The organism is Caballeronia sp. LZ034LL, from assembly GCF_031451215.1.
Taxonomy (GTDB): domain Bacteria; phylum Pseudomonadota; class Gammaproteobacteria; order Burkholderiales; family Burkholderiaceae; genus Caballeronia.
Window position 1 is genome coordinate 1,426,626 of the sequence record NZ_JARUXR010000002.1, and the last position, 19,491, is coordinate 1,446,116.

The following is a 19,491-nucleotide window of genomic DNA, read 5'->3' on the forward strand; positions in this document are numbered from 1 at the left end:
GGCGCTATAACCTCGTTTACACATATTCGTGTATTCTGCGCTTCGACGTCAATACATGGAGAAAGCGCAGAATGGCTAACGTTGGCACGCTACCGATGGAAGACCGCAAGGTCACGCTTCGCGAAGTCGCGGAGTTCGCAGATAACCTGGAACCCTTCTCGGACAACCTTCGAGAGCAGATCCTGGCGCCCCGGCCAAGGAAAGTCGCGCCCTACTACACGATCAGCGAACTGGCTGAGATGTGCAATCTCACGCGGCAGCAGATTCAATATCTCGTCACGAAGGGAGAAGGCGGGTTGCCGGCGGGCACATTGAATGGAACAGGCCGGAGCCGTACGTTTACGCTGCCGGAAGTTCGTATGTGGGTGAAGATGGCCTCTGATATCTATCAGACGCGTCTCGACGAAGGCGATGGCGCATTCCGGGGCAAGGTGCTGACGACTGCTCAGTTGAAAGGCGGATCGGCGAAGACGACGACGACCGTATGCCTCGCGCAGGCGCTGACCCTGCTCGGACGCAAGGTGCTGCTCGTCGATCTCGATCCGCAGGCTTCGGCTTCGGAGTTGTGCGGTCTCTATGCTGAGAAAGAGATCTCGGGCGACGACACCGTGTTGCCCTACATATATGACCAGAACGTCGAGGGTGGTCTGGGTGCCAGCGTTCAGTCGACGTATTGGGACGGACTCGACATCATCCCTGGCCACACGTTTTTGTACGGCGCGGAGTTTTTGTTGCCGGCGCGTCAGAAGACGATTCAAGGTTATCGGTTTTGGGCCGTGCTCCGCGAAGGACTGGAGCCGCTCCGATCGCAGTACGACTATATTTTGATCGACACGTCGCCGTCGCTGTCCTATATGAATCTGAACGCGCTTCTGGCCGCCGACGCGCTGGTCATGCCGATGATTCCCGAAAACCTCGACTTCATCAGTTCGCTGGCTTTCTGGCGTCTGTTCTCGGATGTCGCGGAAGACTTCCTTCCCTACGAGGAAGACAAGGTCTACGACTTTATCTCCATCCTGTTATCGAAGGTGGACTATGGGAAGACGTCGTCGGCGCCAGTGGTTCGGCAGTGGGCGCAAAGTGCATATGGCCGATGGCTCGATCCGTTCGAAATTCCATCGAGCTCCGTGATGAGCGGAGGAGCGTTGTCGTTTTCGACGGCGCTGGACGTGGTCAGCACTCACTCGACGGCCAAGTCGCTTCAACGTGTTCGGCAACCAATGATGCAGTATGCCAAGTGGCTGGACGACATGTTTGTGAAATCCTGGAAGGAGTCGGCATGAGCAATAACATACGCGAACAACTCATGGCTAAGACGGCCAATCTGCCGAAGCCTGCGGATTTCAAGGGGGAGGCCAAAAAGGATAAGACGAATCGTGGTCCGCAGACTATGCCCGGGATCACGAGCGCATTGGCCGCGGCGCAGTTGCGGATTCAGGAACTGGAAGCGCGGGGTGTCGAAACCGAGATTCGGGTCGATGAAATTGTGCCGAACCCGTGGCAACCTCGTCGCCAGTTTAATGAAGCGAAGCTGTCGGAGTTGGCGCGTTCGATTAATGAAGTGGGACTGCTGCAGGCGGTTACGGTGCGTCGCGTTGGAGACTCTTTTCAACTGGTAGCAGGCGAGCGACGCTGGCGAGCGCACAAGCTGATCAATCGCGAGACGGTTCGTGCCGTAGTGATCGAATGCACGGATCAGGACATGGCAGCGTTGGCACTCATGGAGAACGTCACTCGTGACGATCTCTCTGACTACGAAATTGCGATTGCGATACGTCGGGCGGAATCGGAATTCCCTAATCGTACGCGGCTTGCCGAGGCGATGGGAATCTCGAGGAGCGATCTGTATCGCTTCCTGGCGTATGACGCACTGCCGGATTTCGTGAAGCGGGATCTCGATTTGAAGCCTTCGGTACTGGGTGCGTCGTCGGCGCAGGATATCGCAAATGCGCTTAAGAAGACTGGCGAGCATGGGCTGAAGGCGCTTCAGGAACTGTGGCCGCAGGTAGTGTCCGGAGATCTGGTGCAGACGAAGGTGGCAGCAAGTATGAACGCGCAGGCGACGCGAGGAAATCCGACGAGCGACGCGGGTGGCAGAAGCATCTTAAAGATTTTTGCAGGGAAGGTTCAGGCGGGAAGCATCACCAAGGATGTCAAGGGCCTTACCTTCAAGTTCAAAGCGGGTGTGGTTACGGAGGAGCAGGAAAATCAACTAAGAGAACACATAGGCAAGATGTTCTCGATCCAGTCCGAATGAACAGAACCCGCTCCGGCGGGTTTTTTATTGGGTATGCGAGGCGTTTGCGGCGGCGTGTCCGAATTCGGACAGTCTTTGGGACGATACGACGCCGTGGTTGAGAAGACGTTGGGGATAGGTGTCCGAATTCGGACAGCATGGTTTTTCTATCCGATCAGCTGAGGAAACCTATAGACAAGGTGCTTTCAACACACTCTAAAAAATCAGAACCCGCTCCGGCGGCTCATTTTTATGCGCGCACGAGTCGCCTTGCGACTTCATGTCCGAATTCGGACAGTTTGGACGGTTCGATTAAGTGGCTGTTATGAGTTGCCCGAGGTGTCCGAATTCGGACAGCACGATCCTTTGGTTGGGATGATGCGTGTAGTTGGTTGGCGAAAATAAATCATTCGTAGCGGCGATCGGACCGCAATTTGAACGGCGGCATCAGAACCGATGATGTCTCGAGTGACGAATGCTGGTACTCGGGTAAGTGAGAAGTACGAGAGAACTATAGCCGAGTCAGTTTGCGGGTGTCCGAATTCGGACACCCGCCACCAATCCCATGAATTCGATGACAGCGAATTCTGACGGAAGCAAAGACACTGATTACGCTCTTTGCCACGGCCTGACTAATGAAGCTTAGTGTCCGAATTCGGACACTTGGATCGTTCCGTCTTGAATCCCACTTGAGCTCCAACAGAACCACCTGCTGCGAAACCCTACGACGAGGACGTTTCAGGGCAGGGGCGATATGAGCAACCGGATGCACAGCGTCACGCGAGCGAGCACACCCCGGCGAACAGGAGGAAGGTTAGATGTTTTGTTTGGACCGGCACGCATGCGCGTCGCGCAAACACTTTGCTAAGCCCTGATCCTTGGTCAATGCGCGCCTCACGGTCGTGCGGTCCGCGCTCCCCGCTGCTGCTCAAGAATTATCTAGGGCTGTTGAGTGGGCCGGCGGTTGAGAGCGTGTAGGCCAAATGAGCGACGATTGCCCTCATGGAACAAAACCGCGAGGGACCACGCGATAACACCGTTGTTGGTTAAGGCTATTGAGGCGTCGAACGCTCGAAACCTATTCTCGCTCGCTTATGAATGAGCAGCGCATCAGGGACGTAGTGACCTTATGGTTTCCGTCCTACGCATCGCCCTCGGCATGCGCGAATTCTCCCGGCTCCTTACGTCTAAGCGAATAGCGTGCACAGCCCAGGGGCCGACAAGAGCGGTCGATCTAAACAGCCAAGCCTAAGGGGCGCCTAGGCATAAAGTAGTTTGATCCGATGCTCGAGCACGACTGGGAAGCGAGTGCTTCAGCCGCTTCTCCCGCTGCGCAAGAAGCTCAGCGCAGGCAATCAGCTCGTGCCGAACTCGATACGAAGCAAAGAAAACCTTAGGGAGCGTGAGGCGGGGATTGGTCAAACGACTCAATTGACTCGCAAATTGGTCTGATGCGGGAGACTGCCGAACAAGCTCTGCCTATCGACCGCGTGAAACATACGAGAACAAAGTTAAATCCTCTTTAATCTATATAAATCATAGACTTATAGAGTTTTTCTGAACTTGTTTCACGCAAACCCACTTGAGTGTCACTTTAGCGACCACAAACAGCGCCCAGTGACGCCAGAAAACTCGGCCGAACGCACAACACAAACTGAAAACGTATCAAACGATACAATCCGCGTAAGGGCGTCGGACTCATTGCTGGATATAGCGATGACTGGAAATGTACTTGCGCGGATCCATCGGCGCCGTATGTAGTTGCCGAAGAATCCCTTCCAGCGCCTCGCACCTGCCAAACAGATCCACAACCCCTCAAACCCCCACCGCCTCCCGCGCTTGCACGGGCTGAACCAACTGATAAGGCTCCCCCGCCTTGACCCGCTCCAGCCTTTCGCTAGCCACCGAAAGCGCACCCAGCGTGGCGCGACGCAACTGGTGATCATAAAGAGACACGATCGCTGCAAGCCGCTCAAACGCCTCATCCGGCAACGTCCAACGCCCCGAATGACGCCCGGCATCGAACACTGAAGCCATAGTCTGATCAGCGAGTATCAGCTCTTCCTGCGAGAAATCCCCGTGCCCCGCTTCCGCGAGAAACTTCGCCAGAAGCATGGCCTCGGTGATGCTTTGCGCAGGCGCGATATCCTGCGATCCCGAGCGCAACGCAGCCAGCGCCATGTGCGCGCCGAGCGCGAGTTCGTCAGCGACGGCGCGCGGAATAGGAAGCAGCTGAGCCTTGCTGAGCCGTGCGCGCGTCGCTTGGGGCGAGCGCTGGAAGGGAAGAGTGCGTGACATGCGAAGACCGATGGTTGATCGTTTTCAGGTTAACGATCGTCGTCCGCAGAATCTGAAGGGTGGTTGCCGCGCTCTTTTTCGAATGCCTCGACGATGGCGATTGCACGCTCACACTGTTCCGCATCGAGCGTATGGATGCTGCATTTGTCCGGCTCGACACCGATCGCCTGCGCGAGCCACTTCATGCCCTTCGACCGTGCTTCGAACACGTTACAGCCATCGCGGCGCACCTTCGCCTGCACGAGCGGTTCCAGCGCCGCGTGCAGCTTCACTTTGAGATCGCGCAACTGCGCATCCGCGAGCCTTCCCAATGGAACATGGCGCGTGCTGCGCGCGAAAATTCCGATCCAAGCCTGGCACGGCACGCAGATCCAGAGCGGACCGTGATCGTCGCGATAGGGATACGGCTCGTCGCCCATGCGCGCGAGCGTCGCGGGCGCGCCGCAATAATCGCAGTCCGGGTGAGGAAGCGGTTTGACAGGTCTGCCGACGCGCATTGCAAGCAACTCCAGAGCGGGAAATCCAATATAGCAAAGTCGATCGCAAGCTCGTAAGCGCGCCGGCCGGACCACGCTCCCTGTACGACTCATCGTCCGCTTAAATACGTCCGCGCGCACCGCCGATGCCGTGCATGCCAGGCATGATTCGAACGGATCGGGAATTGAATTTACCGTCCGACGGTATAGCGTATGAATGCGTTCTCTCATACGCATGAAAACGCATGAAAACGCATGAAACAAGAAGTCCGCTCAACGCGGCCGCGCAAGGCACAAGCTGCAAGCCCGTCGCAAGCTTGCGGCTCCGAATGTGATGTTCGATCAATGAGGTGACGGCAATGAAAGCAAGCTTCCTTTACGCCGCAGCGGCGGCGGGCGCACTCGCGATGAGCGCTGCGGTCTACGCGCAGGACATGCAGATGGCGCCGGATTCAGGCGCCGCGCAACAGCAAACCACGCAAAGCAATAGCATGTCCGATATGAGCTATGGCGGAACGATGTCGACGAGCAAGGCCAGCGGCACCTCGCGCGATGCGTGGACGCCGAGCACGAGTCAGGCATGCGTCATCGGACTGAGCTGCAACATCTACAGCGGTCAGTGAAGCCTGGAAACAGGTGATTGCGCAACACGGCAAGGTGCAGGCGGCTTTTCTTCGATAATGGCGGCGAATCACCGCAAGGCATCACGCGCCTGCGGGCTGGTCCGCCTTCCCCGTCGGAGCCGCCATGCATCTCGCCGGAATGATTCTTCCGATTTTCGCGATCATCGTCACGGGTTGGCTGGCAGGCGTTTCCGGCTACATGCCTCGCACGCTGGCGGCCGCGCTGATGCGCTTCGCGTATTACGTCGCGATGCCCGCACTCGTCTTCGTGACGATCGCAAAAGAACCGCTGCACTCGCTGCTCGAATGGCGCTTCCTCGCGGCATTCGGCGGCGGTTCGATGCTCTGTTTCGCGGCCATGATGGCGGGCGCGCGCATCGTTTTTCCTGCGCGCATCAACCTGAGCGCGAGCGCCATGCTTGCCGCCGCGGTGGCCATGACCAACACGGGTTTTGTCGCGCTGCCGATTCTCAAGACACTCTACGGTCAGCCGGGCGTGCTTGCCGCAGCCGTGGCCACCGTGTTCATCGGCGCCATCATGTTTCCGGTGCTGGTCGTGCTGCGCGAACTGGGCCGTCGCGATAGCTCACACACCCTGCGCGCGGCTCCGCTGATCCGCCAGATCGCGAGCAATCCCGTGATCCTCGCGACGCTCGTCGGCTTGCTCTGGTCGATCATCGGCGTCCGGCTGCCCGCGCCCGTCGATGCCTTCCTGACGATCCTCGGCGAAGCGCTGACGCCTTGCGCGCTGTTCGCCATCGGACTCGATCTGACCATCGGCGAACTGCGCGAGCGGCTCGGCTATTACACGCTGCTCACGGTCCTGAAGCTCGCCATCGTGCCGCTGGTCGTCTACGCGCTCTGTCTCGCGACCGGCCTCGGTCACATCGCGACCGTTGCCGCCGTGGTCTGCGCGGCCGTGCCGACAGCGAAGAGCGCGTACGTGCTCGCGGTGGAATACGACATCGAGAAGCATGTCGTGGGCGCGGTCATCTCGATGACCACGCTGTTCTCGATCGCCACGCTGCTCGCCTGGATCGCCATCCTCTAGCGAGCGCGCGCGAATCGTTCAATCACATCGGGTGCGCGGCGACGAAGTTCTTGTAAGCCGAGTAAGCGGCCTTCGGCGTGACGCCGTCATTCTTGAGCAGGCCGTAGTTGCCCTCGCCGCCGACGGGGTCGTCATAGAGCTCGTAGGTCTGGATCGATTCGATATCGTACGTCGATGCGAGCGCCACGAACTGCGCCATCATCGTGTTGCCGGTCAGGTAGGCGGCAATCGCCTGATCGGAACCGTAGTTCGGACGCACGCCGATTTCGTTGAGCCAGATCGGCTTGCCGAACGCCTTGAGCGCTTGCAATACGTTATGGCATCCGGTGCCGCCGCATGCATTCGTGATGTCGCCTTGCTCCGAGTACCAGTGCCACGCGGTGACGTCCCAGTCCACTATCGGATGATTGATGCTGCCATCGGGTTCCATGCCCGCCGCGAGCATCTGCGCGAAGCCGTAATGCAGCCACGTGCCGCCGCCCAGGATGATCTTGCCCGACGTATCCACCGACTTGATGCCCGCAATCATGCCGCGGATGATGCCGCGCACGATCCTGAACGTGCCGGTGTCGTATTGCTGCGGATAGACGCCGTCGACGTTGCCGTTCAGCGCCTCGGCTTCAATTTCGTTGGTCACTTCGTAATAGGGATAGCGGCGCGAGGTCGCGGTCTGCTGGCCGAGTGCGAAGCCGGCGTTATAGGCCTGCGTCTCGTTGGCGAAGAGTCGGTAGTCCATCAGCAGCACGGGATAGACGGTCACGCCGCCCGCGTCCATCATCGCGGCGATGTTCGCGAGCTTGGTCGCGGTGCCCGGGCTGTACACCTCGTTGCGGTAGTACTTGACGCCCAGATCCTGCAACTGCGCCAGTTGCACGGCGGGACTGGAGATGTCGTAGGCGCCGCCTTCGTTGTTGTGTCCGTTCACGCCATAGAAGCGCCGCGGAGTGAGCACGGGATTGGCGGGCGACGTGACATCGCCGGGGGTGGATGACGCAGGCGTCGCCGCCGATGCAGGGCTCGACGGTGAAGCCGGGCTGCCTGACGTGTCGTCGCTGGTGACGGGCGCAGGCGTGGTGACGACCGGACTGGTCGCGGCGGCCGCATTCGTAGGAGCCACGGCGCCGCCGCTAGTGGACGTGCTCGCGCTGGACGTAGCGCCAGTCACCGATGCGTTCGCAGTCGAAGCCTGAGCCGACGCCGACGTGCCGCTCGCTGCAGCACTCGATGTCGGGCTCGCGGCGGATGCCGTGCCTGCATTGTCGCTACCGCCGCCACCGCCGCCGCCGCATGCGGCGAGCATCACGCTCATCGCGAGCGTAGCGGCGGACATGGCAACTCCGCGCACGCGCGAAAAGTGGAAGCCCGAGGAACGAGGAGATTCGAAGTTCGTCATGTGAAACGCACTACCCGATGGTCAGTTTTTTGATTTCCACGAATCAGGTGCGCGTTCCGCGAGTCGTCCGTAAAAACGGACGGACCGATGATGGACCTTCATCTCGCGCCGGAGAGGGGGGCGCTCGACGGTGTGGAGTGCTCGTCGCAAGACCCCAAAGGCCGTTCCACGAGAGAAAGTGCGGGAAGGGAGGGGCAGGATGGAGACCGTGCAGCAGCGGCCGGTCTTAGTTAGGGTTTACGGCGAGAGAGATGTGAACTTGAGACGCGTATCACGTGGAATGACACATGGAATGACACGCGACGAACCCGCAAGCGCCTAACGCGTGAAAGGCCCTGTGGATTCGAGTGCGGCGCCGCCGAGGATCGAGTTGGCGTCGGCGCGGGCATTGTCGAGCTGGACGACGCTGGCCTGCCGCGCGCCGAGCGCGTCGCGGTTGGCGATGGCCGTAAAGATTGCCTTGTGTCGCGGCAATGACAGCGCGTGCGTGTTCGGATGGCGGCTCGTCAGCTTGATCGACTCGCTGAGCGCGAGCGACAGCATGTTGCCGATGTACGCAAGCATGTCGTTGTGCGTCGCCGTCATGATCGCGCGATGAAACTCGAGGTCGGGCACCAGCAGTTCATCGGCGGTTTGCGCGCGTTCCATGCGGTCGAAGGCCGCGCCGATGCGCGCAATGTCCTCCTCGGAAGCGGAGATGGCCGCGAGCGCGGCGGCAGCGGGCTCGATGACCTGCCGCACGGTCATCAGCGAGCGGAAGAATTCGCCTTCGGGAAGACGGCTGATGGTCCACACGAGCACGTCGGGATCGAGCATGTGCCACTCGTCGCGCGGCCGCACGACGCTGCCCACGCGCGGCTTCGACACCACCAGACCCTTGGCGACCAGCACGCGGGTCGCCTCGCGCAGCACCGGGCGGCTCACGCCATAGCTTTCGCAGAGCGCGGGCTCGGCGGGCAGACGCTGGCCGGGTGCAAAGACCCCGCTGACGATCTGCATGCCGAGTTCCTGCACGATGCGTCCGTGCATGCTCTTGCGTTGCTTGGGATTGCGGTAATCCATGTTGGTCCCGCCAGCTCACCGCGACTGGCTCAAACGTCGATGACGCTCAATGCGCGGTGGTCGCGCGCATCGCCCGGTATTCCCGTCTCACGATATCCATCAGCTCCGCCACCGACGTGTTCGCGCTGCGCTGCTCGTAGGTCACGCGTCCGCGCTGCATCAACATGATGCGATCCGCGATGTCGAGCGTCTGCGCATAGTTGTGCATGATCATGATGATCGAGAGGCCGCCTTTCTCCTTCAATCGCATCACCAGGTCGATGATGAGCGCGGCCTCGCGCGCGCCCATCGCGGCGAGCGGTTCGTCGAGCAGCAGGATTCTCGCGTTCGAATTCACGGCGCGCGCCACCGCGATGGCCTGGCGTTGTCCGCCCGAGAGCCGTTCCACCGGCAGATCGACGGAAGGCACGTGCACGCCGATATCGTCGAGCAATTGCGCCGCGCGTTCGCGCATCTGCTTGTGATCGACGAGACGGAAAGGCCCGCGCCGCACGATTTCGCGGTTGAGGAACATGTTGTGATAGATGGACAACGAATTCGCCAGCGCGAGATCCTGATACACGCATTCGATGCCGAGCGAACGCGCATGGTCGACGGACTTGAGCAGCGTCTCCTCGCCATGCACGTGCAGCGCGCCCTCGGTCTGCTGATGAAAGCCCGTGAGGATCTTGACGAGCGTGGACTTGCCCGCGCCGTTGTCGCCGAGAATGCCGAGAATCTCGCCCTTGCCGAGCGTGAGCGACACGCCGTCGAGCGCCGTCACCGCGCCGAAACGCTTGACGATATGATCGCCGCGCAACGCGAGATCGGCCGTAGCTGTTTGCGCTTCCGACATCATCGCGCTCCCTTGCGGCGAATGCGCCCGACGTGAATATTGAAGATCATCGCGGCGAGGATCGCGGCGCCCAGAATGATGTTGAAGGTGAACGCATTGATGCCGATCAGCGTGAAGCCGTCGCTCAGGATGCCGAGCACCGCCGCGCCGAGCAGGCCGCCCACGATCGTGCCCGAACCGCCCGTCAGCGGCGTGCCGCCGATCACCGCCGCCGCCACCGCGAGGAACATGATCTGGTTGCCGCCGGCCTGCGGATCGATGGAGGTGATGCGAAAGCCTTCGAGGATGCCGGTGAAGCCCGCGAGCACGGCGGCGAGCACGAAGTTACCGAGCCGCAGCCGGTTCACATGAATGCCGGCCTCGCTCGCGCCGAGCGCATTCGCACCCGACGCCTGCGTATGCAGGCCCCAGCGCGTGTGGCGCAGCAGCGTATGCATGACGACGGCGATCGCCACGGTCCAGATGATCTCGCTGTAGCCCCACGCGCCCATCACGTTGGCGAACGTGGGCGTGCCCGGCGTTGCGACCGGCGTGCCGCGCGACACGGTGAGCGTGATGCCGTTGATGAGGAACAGCGTGCCGAGCGTCGTCACGAACGAAGGCAGGCGCAGGAACACCGTCACGGCGCCGTTGACGAAGCCGATGATCGCCGCCGCGACGAGTCCCGCGATCACCGCGAGCCACATCGGCGCGCCGGCGTCGTTGGCGAAGACCATCATGAAGGGCGCGAAGGCGAACACCATGCCCGCTGACAGATCGATGTCGCCACCGATCATCAGCATGATTTCGCCGAACGCGATGATCGCCACCGGCGCGATGAACTGCGACAGGTTGACGAGACTCGGACCGCTGAGCAGGAAGTCGTGATTGACGAACTGGAAGTAAGCCGAGAGCAGCACGGCCACCAGCAGGATGCGCAGCTCGGGCGCCCAGTGCGACATCCATGCCCCGCGCGGGGGTGCAATCCGCGCGGGTGTCGCTGCGTTGCCAGGTTGGTTCATCGAGTTCATCAGGACTTGATTGCGCCTTTCATCGGCACGATTTCCGGCTTGGTGGTCTTGCCTTCATAACGCGTCGACGTATTGAGGTACGGCTCGACGGTGTCCTTCGTCACGAACTTGAGACCCGTATTGATGTTCGCCGGTCCGACCAGCCCACCCGAAGCGAGGAACAGGAACGCTTCCATGACCGTATAGAAACCCTGCACGTAGGGCTGCTGGTCGATGGTGAAATCGAGGAAGCCTTCGTGAATGAGCTGGATGGTCTGCGGCAACAGATCGAAGCCGCCGCCGTGCACGCCCTTCGACGGCAGGTTAGATTCCTTCATCACCTGGGCGACGCCCTGGGTGCTGCCTGCATCGACGGCGAACATGCCCTTCAGGTCCTGGTGGCCGAGATAGAACGCCTTGATCTTCGAGAGTTCCTCGTTGACGGTCGCGCCCGTGGCCACGGTCTGGATGTCGATCTTCTTGCCGGACTTCTTGATGGCGTCGCTGGCGCCGTCGAGACGCGGCTGAATGTTGAGCTGACCGGGCGTTGCGATGAACAGCGCGACCATGCCGCTGTCGATCATGCTCGCGATGCGCTCGCCCATCTGATAGCCCGACAGATACAGATCCTGTCCGATATACGCGAGACGCGGATTGCTCTTGCCGCGCGGGGCATCGGCGTTATAGGCGAAGACCGGAATGCCGGCGTCGAGCGCGGCCTGGATGGGCTTGTCGAAGGCGTTCGGATCGACGATGGGCACGGCGATCGCATCGGCCTTCGCGGCGATGGCGGAGTTCACGGCACGCACCATTTCACCGGCATCGGACGTGGCGGAGCCGGTCCACTGATAGTCCATGCCGAACATCGAGCATGCGTCTTGAATGCCGTATTGCGTCGGCACGAAGAACGGGTTGGTCGTCACGTGATTGACGAACACGATCTTCCATTTCTTGTGCTGCGGAAACGCGGCTTCGGCGGCCTGCGCGCTGGAGATCAGCCCGCCGGTGCCGGCCACGCCGCCGAGCAGCGAGAGCGCGGCGCCGAGCCCTGCGCCTTGCATGAGCCCGCGCCGGCTCGAATTGATGAAGCCGTTGCCGTCTTTCGTGTCGTCGTCCCGATTCTGCGCCATGTCTTCCTCCGGTCTGTTCTTCGTGAGTCGATGAGTCGACTGATCGTCGATCGCTTTCAGATACAGGGTTTCAGCGGCACGTCATGAGCGGGCATCTTTCACCGATGAAAGATGCCGCCAGAGACCATGACGTGGCAGGCAGTGCGCGAGAGGATTGTGCGAAAACGCGGCGTGTTTGAACTAGTAATTGGGAAAAGCGAAATGCCGCGCGTCGGCTTCAATAGACAAACTATATGCAGCACTTTCGACGCGTGCGATTAGCGTTTTCCCGGCCATTGAAGTCATATAGTCATGCTATTCATCGTGCGTTCTCACAGAGTGGGCAACGCCCTGATTTCACGCGCAAGACGCTATGCGCGCGGCCGCCATGTGGCGATGGCTACACCCAGCACCGCGACGCCCATCGCCCACCATGCGCTCACTGGCAGCACTTCGCCGAGCATCAGATACGACATCACGGCGGCGGCGGGCGGCACGAAGAAGAACAGCGACGCCACTTGCGACACCTTGCCCGCGCGCGTCATCGCAAGCAGCAGCGTGATGGCGATCAGCGAGTTGCCGATCACGAGATACGCGAGCGTCGCCATGAGCGTGGGCGTCCAGTGAACTTGCGTGTGCTCGAAGCGCAGCGCCATGGGCGCGCAGAACACGAAGCCGACGCTGTACTGCACGAGATTCGACGTGAGCGGATCCTGCGCGGTGCCGAGCCGCTTCTCGTAGAGCATCGCGCCCGTGATGCCGATCAGCGCGCCCACTGCCAGCAGCACCGGCCCGAGCGACGATGCCTGCAAGGGCCCGCGTGCGAGGATCACGCCGGTTGCGCCCGCGAGGCCCAGCAACAGGCCCATCCAGCGACGCGCGCCGATGCGTTCGCCGACCAGCTTCGGTGCGAGCACGCCGACGAGGATCGGCTGCAACGAGACGATCAGCGCGAGCACCGAGGTGGCGATGCCTGCGGTCATCGAGAGATAGCTGAGGCCGAAGTACATCACCTGCACGAGAAAGCCGACGATGATGAGATGCCGCCAGCCGCGTGCATCGGCGGGCCAGCGTGGACGCTTGATCGCGCAGACCGCGAGCAGCACGCCTACGCTCAGTGCGAAGCGAATGGAGAGGAACGTCAGCGGCGACGCGTAGTGCAGGCCGGTCTTGGCAATCGGAAAGCCCGCCGACCAGAGCAGCAGGAACACAACCGGACCGCCGAGTGCGAGCCAGCGCCGTTGATCCTGCATCATGTTCGCGTCCTTGTTGGTGGATGGGTGAAGCCGGGCCTGTCATTGCAACCCAGCATGCCGCCGATGGCAAGCCGTGGTTGCACATGCGCCGCTCTTTGAGCGATGCTCTTTAACCTGAGCGCAAGGAGCCAGCATGCCCAAGGTTGATATCGCCGCTGTTCCGAAGATCGCGGGATCGGCTTATCCGAAGCCTTTCGCCGCGCCGTGTGCCACGCGCACGCGTCAGCGTCTCGGCGACGCAGGCGGCCTGCGCGACTTCGGCGTGAACCTGATGCATCTGCCGCCGGGCGGATGGTCGAGCCAGCGTCACTGGCATTCGCACGAGGACGAGTTCGTGCAGGTGCTCGAAGGCGAACTCGTGCTGATCGAAGATGAAGGCGAAACCGTGCTGCGCGCGGGTGAGTGCGCGGCCTTTCCGAAGGGAACGGGAAACGGTCATCACCTGATCAACCGCTCGAACGCGGTGGCGGTGTATCTGGAAGTCGGCAGCCGCGTCCATGAAGATCTCACGACCTGTTCCGACATCGACATGATGAGCGCCAACGCGGACGGCCGTTTCGTGCACAAGGACGGCTCGCCGATACAGGACGTCTGAACGACCGGGATTCAGTGCGCCACGCGCACGGCGATGTCTGCGGCGGCCAGCGTGTCGGCCATCCAGTCGGGTGGCGGGGCATCGGTGAAGAGCGCGTCGATTTGCGACAGATGCCCGAGCTTGACCAGCGCGGCGCGCCCGAACTTCGAATGATCGGCGGCGAGGAACACGGTGCGCGACTGCTCGATGATGGCCTGCGCCACGCGCACCTCGGCGATATCGAAGTCGCGCAGCGTGCCGTCTTCCTCGATGCTCGAAATGCCGATGATCCCGAAGTCGACCTTGAACATGCGGATGAAGTCGACCGCCTGCTCGCCCACCACGCCCTTGTCGCGCGCGCGCACCTGGCCGCCTGCCACCAGCACCTCGGCGTCCGACCCGTCCGCGAGAATGTTCGCGACGTTCAGGTTGTTCGTGATGACGCGCAGACCCGTGTGCTGGCACAACGCGCGCGCCACTTCCTCGGTGGTCGTGCCGAGGTTGATGAAGAGCGTCGCCTGATTCGGGATCTCCGCAGCCACGCGTCGCGCGATGCGCTGCTTCTCCTCCAGATACATCTGCTGCCGCGCGGTGTAGGCCGTGTTTTCCGAACTGGTCAGCGTGCTCGCGCCGCCGTGATAGCGGCGCAGGAGGTTCTGTTCCGAGAGCCAGTTGACGTCGCGCCGAATGGTCTGCGGCGTCACCTGGAAATGCGCGGCGAGGTCTTCGATGGTCGCGAAGCCATCTCGCGCGACACGATCGAGCAATGCGCGCTGTCTGCCGTTGAGTGCTGGGTCGAGGGTCATCGCGTTGCGCACGGGCGCGGGAGTGGTGTGATGGCGGATGCGCGAGTGTACGACGAAACGCGCCCTTGACCCAAGGCGCCGGCGCCATCCTTTTGGCGCGTTTGCACCAAGTTTTTAAGTTTCCAAGTACTTGAACTTAAGCAAGAATGCATTGCAGCATGACTAAAGTAATCGCTATTCGATCACTGTGATTTTATTTCAATTTTGGCGCTCCTATTCTTGCCTCAAACGACGGGTGGAACCCTTGCCCCCATGGAGCTTGCCTTGTTTGATGAATCTGAGTTGATCGGCCGTTTGCGCAGTCTGCTGGGTGATGACGCGGTCATTGCCGCGGCGGAGGACATGAGCGGTTTCGTCGAGGACTTCCGCGGGCGTTATCGCGGTGCGGCGCTGTGCGTGGTGCAGCCGTCGTCGACGGAGCAGGTCGCGGGTGTCGTGCGCCTGTGCGCGGCGGCGGGCGTACCTTTGCTCGCACAAGGCGGCAACACCAGCCTGTGCGGCGGCTCGGTGCCGGCGACGCACGGTGTGCCGCCCGTCATCGTCAGTCTGGCGCGCATGCGCCGCATTCGCAGCATCGATGCCGCGAACGGTTCGATGGAAGTGGAAGCGGGCTGTGTCCTCAAGACCGTGCAGGATGCAGCCGCCGATGTCGCGCGACTCTATCCGGTGAGTCTCGGCGCGGAGGGTTCGTGCCAGATCGGCGGCACGCTGTCGACGAACGCCGGCGGCACCAGCGTGCTGCGTTATGGCAATACGCGCGAGAACGTGCTCGGCCTCGAAGTGGTCATGGCCGACGGCACCATCTGGAACGGCCTGCGCGGGCTGCGCAAGGACAACACCGGCCTCGATCTCAAGCATCTTTTCATTGGCGCGGAAGGCGCGCTCGGCATCATCACGGCGGCGACCCTCAAGCTGCATCCGCTGCCGACGCATCACGCGCTCGCCTGGTTCGCGCCGACCGACCCGCAAGCCGCGCTGACGATACTCGGGATGTTCCAGGCCAACTGCGGCTCGCGCCTCTCGGCGTTCGAACTGATGAATGCACGGCAATTGCAGCTGGTCGTCGAGCACGTGATGGATCGCCGCGCGCCGCTCGAAGGCGCGCATGACTGGCACGTGCTCGTCGAGCTGGGCGACACGCAAGGCGCATCCGACATGGAAAGCGTGTTGCAGGCCACGCTTGAAGAAGCGGCCGAAGCAGGCTTGCTCGAAGACGCGATCATCGCGAGCAGCGACCGTCAGCGCGCCGCACTGTGGGAAGTACGGCACAGCGTGACGGAAGCCAACAAGAAGGCCGGCATCGGACTGACCACGGATTGCGCGGTGCCGTTGTCGGCGGTGCCTGCGTTCATCGAACAGGCTACGCAAGCGGTGCTCGCGCTCGACTCGCAGATCGGCATCGTGATCGTCGGCCATATGGGCGACGGCAACATCCATCTGGTGCCGATGTACACCTTCGATGCCTGGCGCACGCTGCCCGACCAGGCCGCCGCGGGCGCTGCCGTGCGCCGTGCCGTGAACGATGCCGCGCATGCGCTCGGCGGCACGTTCAGCGCGGAACATGGCGTCGGCCAGACGGGCTTGCCGGAAATGGCGCACTACAAGTCCGCGGCCGAACTGTCGATCATGCGTGCCGTGAAAAGTGCGCTCGATCCCGCGAACCTCATGAACCCGGGGCGTCTCTTTCCCGCCGCGCCGCTCTGATCCATCCCTCATCAAGCCACCACCGCCCCTCGCTTACCGCAGGAGACTTATATGAAGCCCAAGCACGATAACGACAAAACGATCCTCAACCCCGCCCGCCGCTCGGCGATCAAGGCCGTAGGCGCAGGCGTCGTGGCCGGCGCATTCCCGTTCGTCTGGACGCCTTCGCGCGCGGCCAGCAAGCGCATCGTCGTGCGTGACGACGGCGGCATCTACACCAAGGCGTACGGCGCGGTGTACTACAAGCCGTTCTTCGAGAAGACCGGCATTGAAGTGGTGGGCGTGCAGGCCAATGCCGAGCCGACCGCGCAGATCAAGAGCATGGTCGAGGCAGGCAGCTACGCGTGGGACATGGCGAAGATCAGCCAGCCCGCGATTCTCCTGCTGACCTCGGGCGGCAAGGAGTATCTCGAGAAACACAACCTCGAGTCCGATCCGACCATCGCCAAGATTCCGAAGCAATACATGTCGGCATACGGCGTGGGCACCAATGTCTATTCGACCGTGCTTGCGTATCGCACCGATGCGTTCAAGGGCCGCAAGGCGCCGAGTTCGTGGGCCGATCTCTGGAACGTGAAGGACTTCCCGGGCCGCCGCTCGATCCGCAAGTATCCGTTCGATACGCTCGAAGAAGCGATGATGGCCGATGGCGCATCGACGAGCCAGGTCTATCCGATCAACTTCGATCGCGCGTTTGCGAGTCTCGACAAGATCTCGAAGCACGTGGATGTGTGGTGGACGACGGGCGCGCAAGTCGAGCAGATGCTCAACTCGGGCGAAGTCGCGATGGTCGCGACGTGGGCCTCGCGTGCGCAATCGGCGATGGCCGCGGGCGCGCCGGTGGGCATCGTGTGGAACCAGAACATCTGGGGCTGCGACAACTGGGCGATCCTGAAGGGCACGCCGAACGCCGACGCTTGCCGCGAGTTCATCAAGTTCGCCAGCGACCCGAAGCGTCAGGCCGCGCTCGTCGAGTACTTCCCGGCGGGTCTCACGCAACCGGAATCCTTCAACTATGTGAAGCCGGAACAGGCGAAGAACTGCCCGACGTTCCCGGACAACATGAAGACCGGCGTGCATATCGATGCGAAGTACTGGCAGGAGAATCAAAGCGTGGCGCTCGAGCGCTTCAACCGCTGGATTCTCACTTAAGGCCTGGCATCGTTCATCAAGGAAGAGATCCGCATGGCAACCATCAATCTCCAGATCAGCGGTCTGTGCAAGCGTTACGGCGACTTCGTCGCGCTCGCGCCGACCGATCTCGACGTCGCGCAGGGCGAGTTCCTGACGCTGCTGGGCCCGAGCGGCTCGGGCAAGACCACGCTGCTGAGCCTCATCGCGGGCCTTGCGCAAGCGGACGGCGGCTCGATCCGCATCAATGGCGTCGACGTCACCGACGGCGCGCCGTACGACCGCGACATCGGCATGGTGTTTCAGAACTACGCGCTGTTCCCGCACATGACGGTGGCGGAGAACATCGCGTTCCCGTTGCAAATGCGCAAGGTCGATGCAACGAGCGCGAAGAAGCGCGTTGCCGATGCGCTGGAGATGGTGCATCTGCCGCACGTGGCGGGACGCTATCCGCGTGAACTCTCGGGCGGTCAGCAGCAGCGCATCGCGCTGGCGCGCTGCATGGTGTATCGGCCGTCGATCATCCTGATGGACGAGCCGCTCGGCGCCCTCGACAAGAAGCTGCGCGATCACATGCAGCTGGAGATCAAGCGCATTCACCGCGATCTCGGCACGACGATCATCTACGTGACGCACGATCAGGAAGAAGCGATGACGATGTCGGATCGCATCTGTTTGATGGATGCGGGCAAGATCGCTCAACTCGGTACGCCTGCTGATCTCTATTTCCGTCCGAAGAATGTCTTCGTGGCGGATTTCCTCGGTGAATCGAACTTGCTGGATGCACAGGTCACGTCGCGTGAAGGCGATCAGGTGCGCCTCGCGATGCAAGGCATCGACAAGGGCAGCGCGATGGTCTACGACGCGCAAGTGCAATCAGGCAAGCCGGTCAAGCTGATGCTGCGTCCGCAGAACCTGCGGGTGAACGGTCACAACGATTCAAGCGCCGAGACGATGTCCGCCAAACTCACCGACATCATGGTGACCGGCGGCATGACCAAGCTCTACATGCAGCGCCAGCAGCAGAACGCGGAAGCGGCTGAACTGGTGGCGTCGTTCCCGACCGACCGGCTCGGTGCGCGCTACGAGATCGGCCAGACGCTGACGCTGTCGTGGTCGCCCGCCGATGCCGTCGCCATCGCGGGGTGAGCCGATGAACCCTTCCGCCATGACCGCGCAGAACGATCGCACCGCGCCGCGCAAGGTGCGCAACCCGCGCCTGAGCCGCAAGCTGCGCGTGGCTGCGATGGCTGCACCCGTGATCGTGCTGCTCACGGTGTTCCTGATCTATCCCGTCGGACAATTGCTGCTGCTGAGTATTCACAATCAGAGCGGCTTCACGATGGCCGAGTACAAGCGGCTGTTTGCCTCGTCGGTATATGTGGAAGTGCTGTGGGTGACGATGAAGGTATCGCTGCTCACGACCTTCTTCTCGGTGCTGGTGGGCTATCCCGTTGCGTACCTGATCTCGGCGGCCACGCGCGAGCGCAAGAACCGGCTGCTGTACTGGGTGCTGCTGTCGTTCTGGACGAGCTTTCTGGTGCGTACGTTTGCGTGGGTCGTGCTGCTCGGGCGTAACGGCGTGCTCAACTGGGTGTTGAAGCACCTCGGTCTTGTGGATTCACCGCTGGGCCTGCTCTACAACTTGCCGGCAGTGATCGTAGGCATGACGCACGCGCTGATGCCGATCGCCATCATGACGATGCTCTCGGTAATGGAGAACATCGACCGGCGGTTGCCGAGCGCGGCATCGACGCTCGGTGCGCGTCCGGGCACGGCGTTCTGGAAGGTGTATTTTCCGCTGTCGCTGCCGGGGGTGTTTGCGTCGGCGTTGATGGTGTTCGTGACGGCAATCGGCTTCTTCATCACGCCGACGCTGCTGGGCGGACGTCACGAGACGATGATTACGCAGTTGATCATCGATCAGGTGTTGCAGGCGTTGAATTGG

At 61.7% G+C, this 19,491-nt stretch carries 20 protein-coding genes; 11 read left to right on the top strand and 9 right to left on the bottom strand.

Annotated elements, in window-relative coordinates; translation table 11 throughout:
* Positions 1–71 precede the first annotated feature (71 nt).
* Positions 72–1,283, top strand: a complete 1,212-nt coding sequence (locus QCE83_RS21005; RefSeq protein ID WP_309815296.1) for an AAA family ATPase — start codon at positions 72–74, stop codon at positions 1,281–1,283.
* On the top strand, positions 1,280–2,257 hold the full coding sequence (locus QCE83_RS21010) for a ParB/RepB/Spo0J family partition protein (protein WP_309815300.1): 978 nt from the start codon (positions 1,280–1,282) through the stop codon (positions 2,255–2,257). Before QCE83_RS21005 ends, QCE83_RS21010 begins: the two co-directional genes overlap by 4 nt.
* A 1,794-nt stretch (positions 2,258–4,051) precedes the next feature.
* Here the strand turns inward: QCE83_RS21010 and QCE83_RS21015 are convergent.
* Both QCE83_RS21015 and QCE83_RS21020 read right to left on the bottom strand, forming a co-directional pair.
* On the bottom strand, positions 4,052–4,534 hold the full coding sequence (locus tag QCE83_RS21015; RefSeq protein ID WP_309815304.1) for a hypothetical protein: 483 nt from the start codon (positions 4,532–4,534) through the stop codon (positions 4,052–4,054).
* A 29-nt stretch (positions 4,535–4,563) separates the two neighbouring features.
* Positions 4,564–5,031, bottom strand: a complete 468-nt coding sequence (locus QCE83_RS21020) for a zinc-finger-containing protein (protein ID WP_309815307.1) — start codon at positions 5,029–5,031, stop codon at positions 4,564–4,566.
* A 338-nt stretch (positions 5,032–5,369) separates the two neighbouring features.
* Here QCE83_RS21020 and QCE83_RS21025 point away from each other — a divergent pair, with 338 nt between their 5' ends.
* Positions 5,370–5,633, top strand: coding sequence for a hypothetical protein (locus QCE83_RS21025; protein ID WP_309815312.1), 264 nt, complete (start codon positions 5,370–5,372; stop codon positions 5,631–5,633).
* 124 nt (positions 5,634–5,757) lie between these two features.
* On the top strand, positions 5,758–6,684 hold the full coding sequence (locus QCE83_RS21030) for an AEC family transporter (protein ID WP_309815315.1): 927 nt from the start codon (positions 5,758–5,760) through the stop codon (positions 6,682–6,684).
* Positions 6,685–6,706: 22 nt separating this feature from the next.
* On the opposite strand, the gene QCE83_RS21035 is transcribed toward QCE83_RS21030, so the two are convergent.
* A complete protein-coding gene (locus QCE83_RS21035) occupies positions 6,707–7,636 on the bottom strand; it encodes a lipopolysaccharide biosynthesis protein (protein WP_309815318.1) in 930 nt (309 codons plus the stop codon).
* On the opposite strand from QCE83_RS21035, the gene QCE83_RS21040 reads away from it, so the two are divergent.
* Entirely contained in the window at positions 7,629–7,874 is a 246-nt protein-coding gene (locus tag QCE83_RS21040; RefSeq protein ID WP_309815322.1) for a hypothetical protein, read from the top strand. The genes QCE83_RS21035 and QCE83_RS21040 overlap by 8 nt on opposite strands.
* 12 nt (positions 7,875–7,886) lie before the next feature.
* Positions 7,887–8,081 carry a hypothetical protein gene (locus QCE83_RS21045; protein WP_309815325.1) on the top strand — a complete coding sequence of 65 codons (195 nt, stop codon included), beginning with the start codon at positions 7,887–7,889 and terminating at the stop codon, positions 8,079–8,081.
* Between the two features lie 314 nt (positions 8,082–8,395).
* On the opposite strand, the gene QCE83_RS21050 is transcribed toward QCE83_RS21045, so the two are convergent.
* From QCE83_RS21050 to QCE83_RS21070, 5 genes are all read right to left on the bottom strand, one after another.
* Complete coding sequence (locus QCE83_RS21050; protein WP_309815329.1) at positions 8,396–9,139, bottom strand: FadR/GntR family transcriptional regulator; 744 nt, start codon at positions 9,137–9,139, stop codon at positions 8,396–8,398.
* A 46-nt stretch (positions 9,140–9,185) separates the two neighbouring features.
* A complete protein-coding gene (locus tag QCE83_RS21055; RefSeq protein WP_309815332.1) occupies positions 9,186–9,977 on the bottom strand; it encodes an ATP-binding cassette domain-containing protein in 792 nt (263 codons plus the stop codon).
* A complete protein-coding gene (locus QCE83_RS21060) occupies positions 9,974–10,975 on the bottom strand; it encodes an ABC transporter permease (protein WP_404985199.1) in 1,002 nt (333 codons plus the stop codon). Before QCE83_RS21060 ends, QCE83_RS21055 begins: the two co-directional genes overlap by 4 nt.
* Before the next feature lie 8 nt (positions 10,976–10,983).
* Entirely contained in the window at positions 10,984–12,093 is a 1,110-nt protein-coding gene (locus QCE83_RS21065) for a sugar ABC transporter substrate-binding protein (RefSeq protein ID WP_309815339.1), read from the bottom strand.
* A gap of 350 nt (positions 12,094–12,443) precedes the next feature.
* Entirely contained in the window at positions 12,444–13,328 is an 885-nt protein-coding gene (locus QCE83_RS21070) for a DMT family transporter (protein ID WP_309815343.1), read from the bottom strand.
* Positions 13,329–13,461: 133 nt separating this feature from the next.
* Here QCE83_RS21070 and QCE83_RS21075 point away from each other — a divergent pair, with 133 nt between their 5' ends.
* Positions 13,462–13,923 (top strand): cupin domain-containing protein, encoded by a 462-nt coding sequence (locus QCE83_RS21075; protein ID WP_309815345.1) that lies wholly within the window; start codon positions 13,462–13,464, stop codon positions 13,921–13,923.
* Positions 13,924–13,934: 11 nt separating this feature from the next.
* Here the strand turns inward: QCE83_RS21075 and QCE83_RS21080 are convergent, their stop codons facing one another.
* Positions 13,935–14,708, bottom strand: coding sequence for a DeoR family transcriptional regulator (locus QCE83_RS21080; RefSeq protein WP_309815348.1), 774 nt, complete (start codon positions 14,706–14,708; stop codon positions 13,935–13,937).
* A gap of 342 nt (positions 14,709–15,050) precedes the next feature.
* Here QCE83_RS21080 and QCE83_RS21085 point away from each other — a divergent pair, with 342 nt between their 5' ends.
* From QCE83_RS21085 to QCE83_RS21100, 4 genes are all read left to right on the top strand, one after another.
* Positions 15,051–16,412 (top strand): FAD-binding oxidoreductase, encoded by a 1,362-nt coding sequence (locus tag QCE83_RS21085; protein WP_404985241.1) that lies wholly within the window; start codon positions 15,051–15,053, stop codon positions 16,410–16,412.
* Positions 16,413–16,463: 51 nt separating this feature from the next.
* A complete protein-coding gene (locus QCE83_RS21090) occupies positions 16,464–17,564 on the top strand; it encodes an ABC transporter substrate-binding protein (protein WP_309815355.1) in 1,101 nt (366 codons plus the stop codon).
* A gap of 33 nt (positions 17,565–17,597) precedes the next feature.
* Positions 17,598–18,692, top strand: a complete 1,095-nt coding sequence (locus QCE83_RS21095; RefSeq protein ID WP_309815359.1) for an ABC transporter ATP-binding protein — start codon at positions 17,598–17,600, stop codon at positions 18,690–18,692.
* 97 nt (positions 18,693–18,789) lie between these two features.
* Positions 18,790–19,491, top strand: a 702-nt coding sequence (locus QCE83_RS21100; RefSeq protein ID WP_309815552.1) for an ABC transporter permease, incomplete at its 3' end; no start/stop codon positions are given.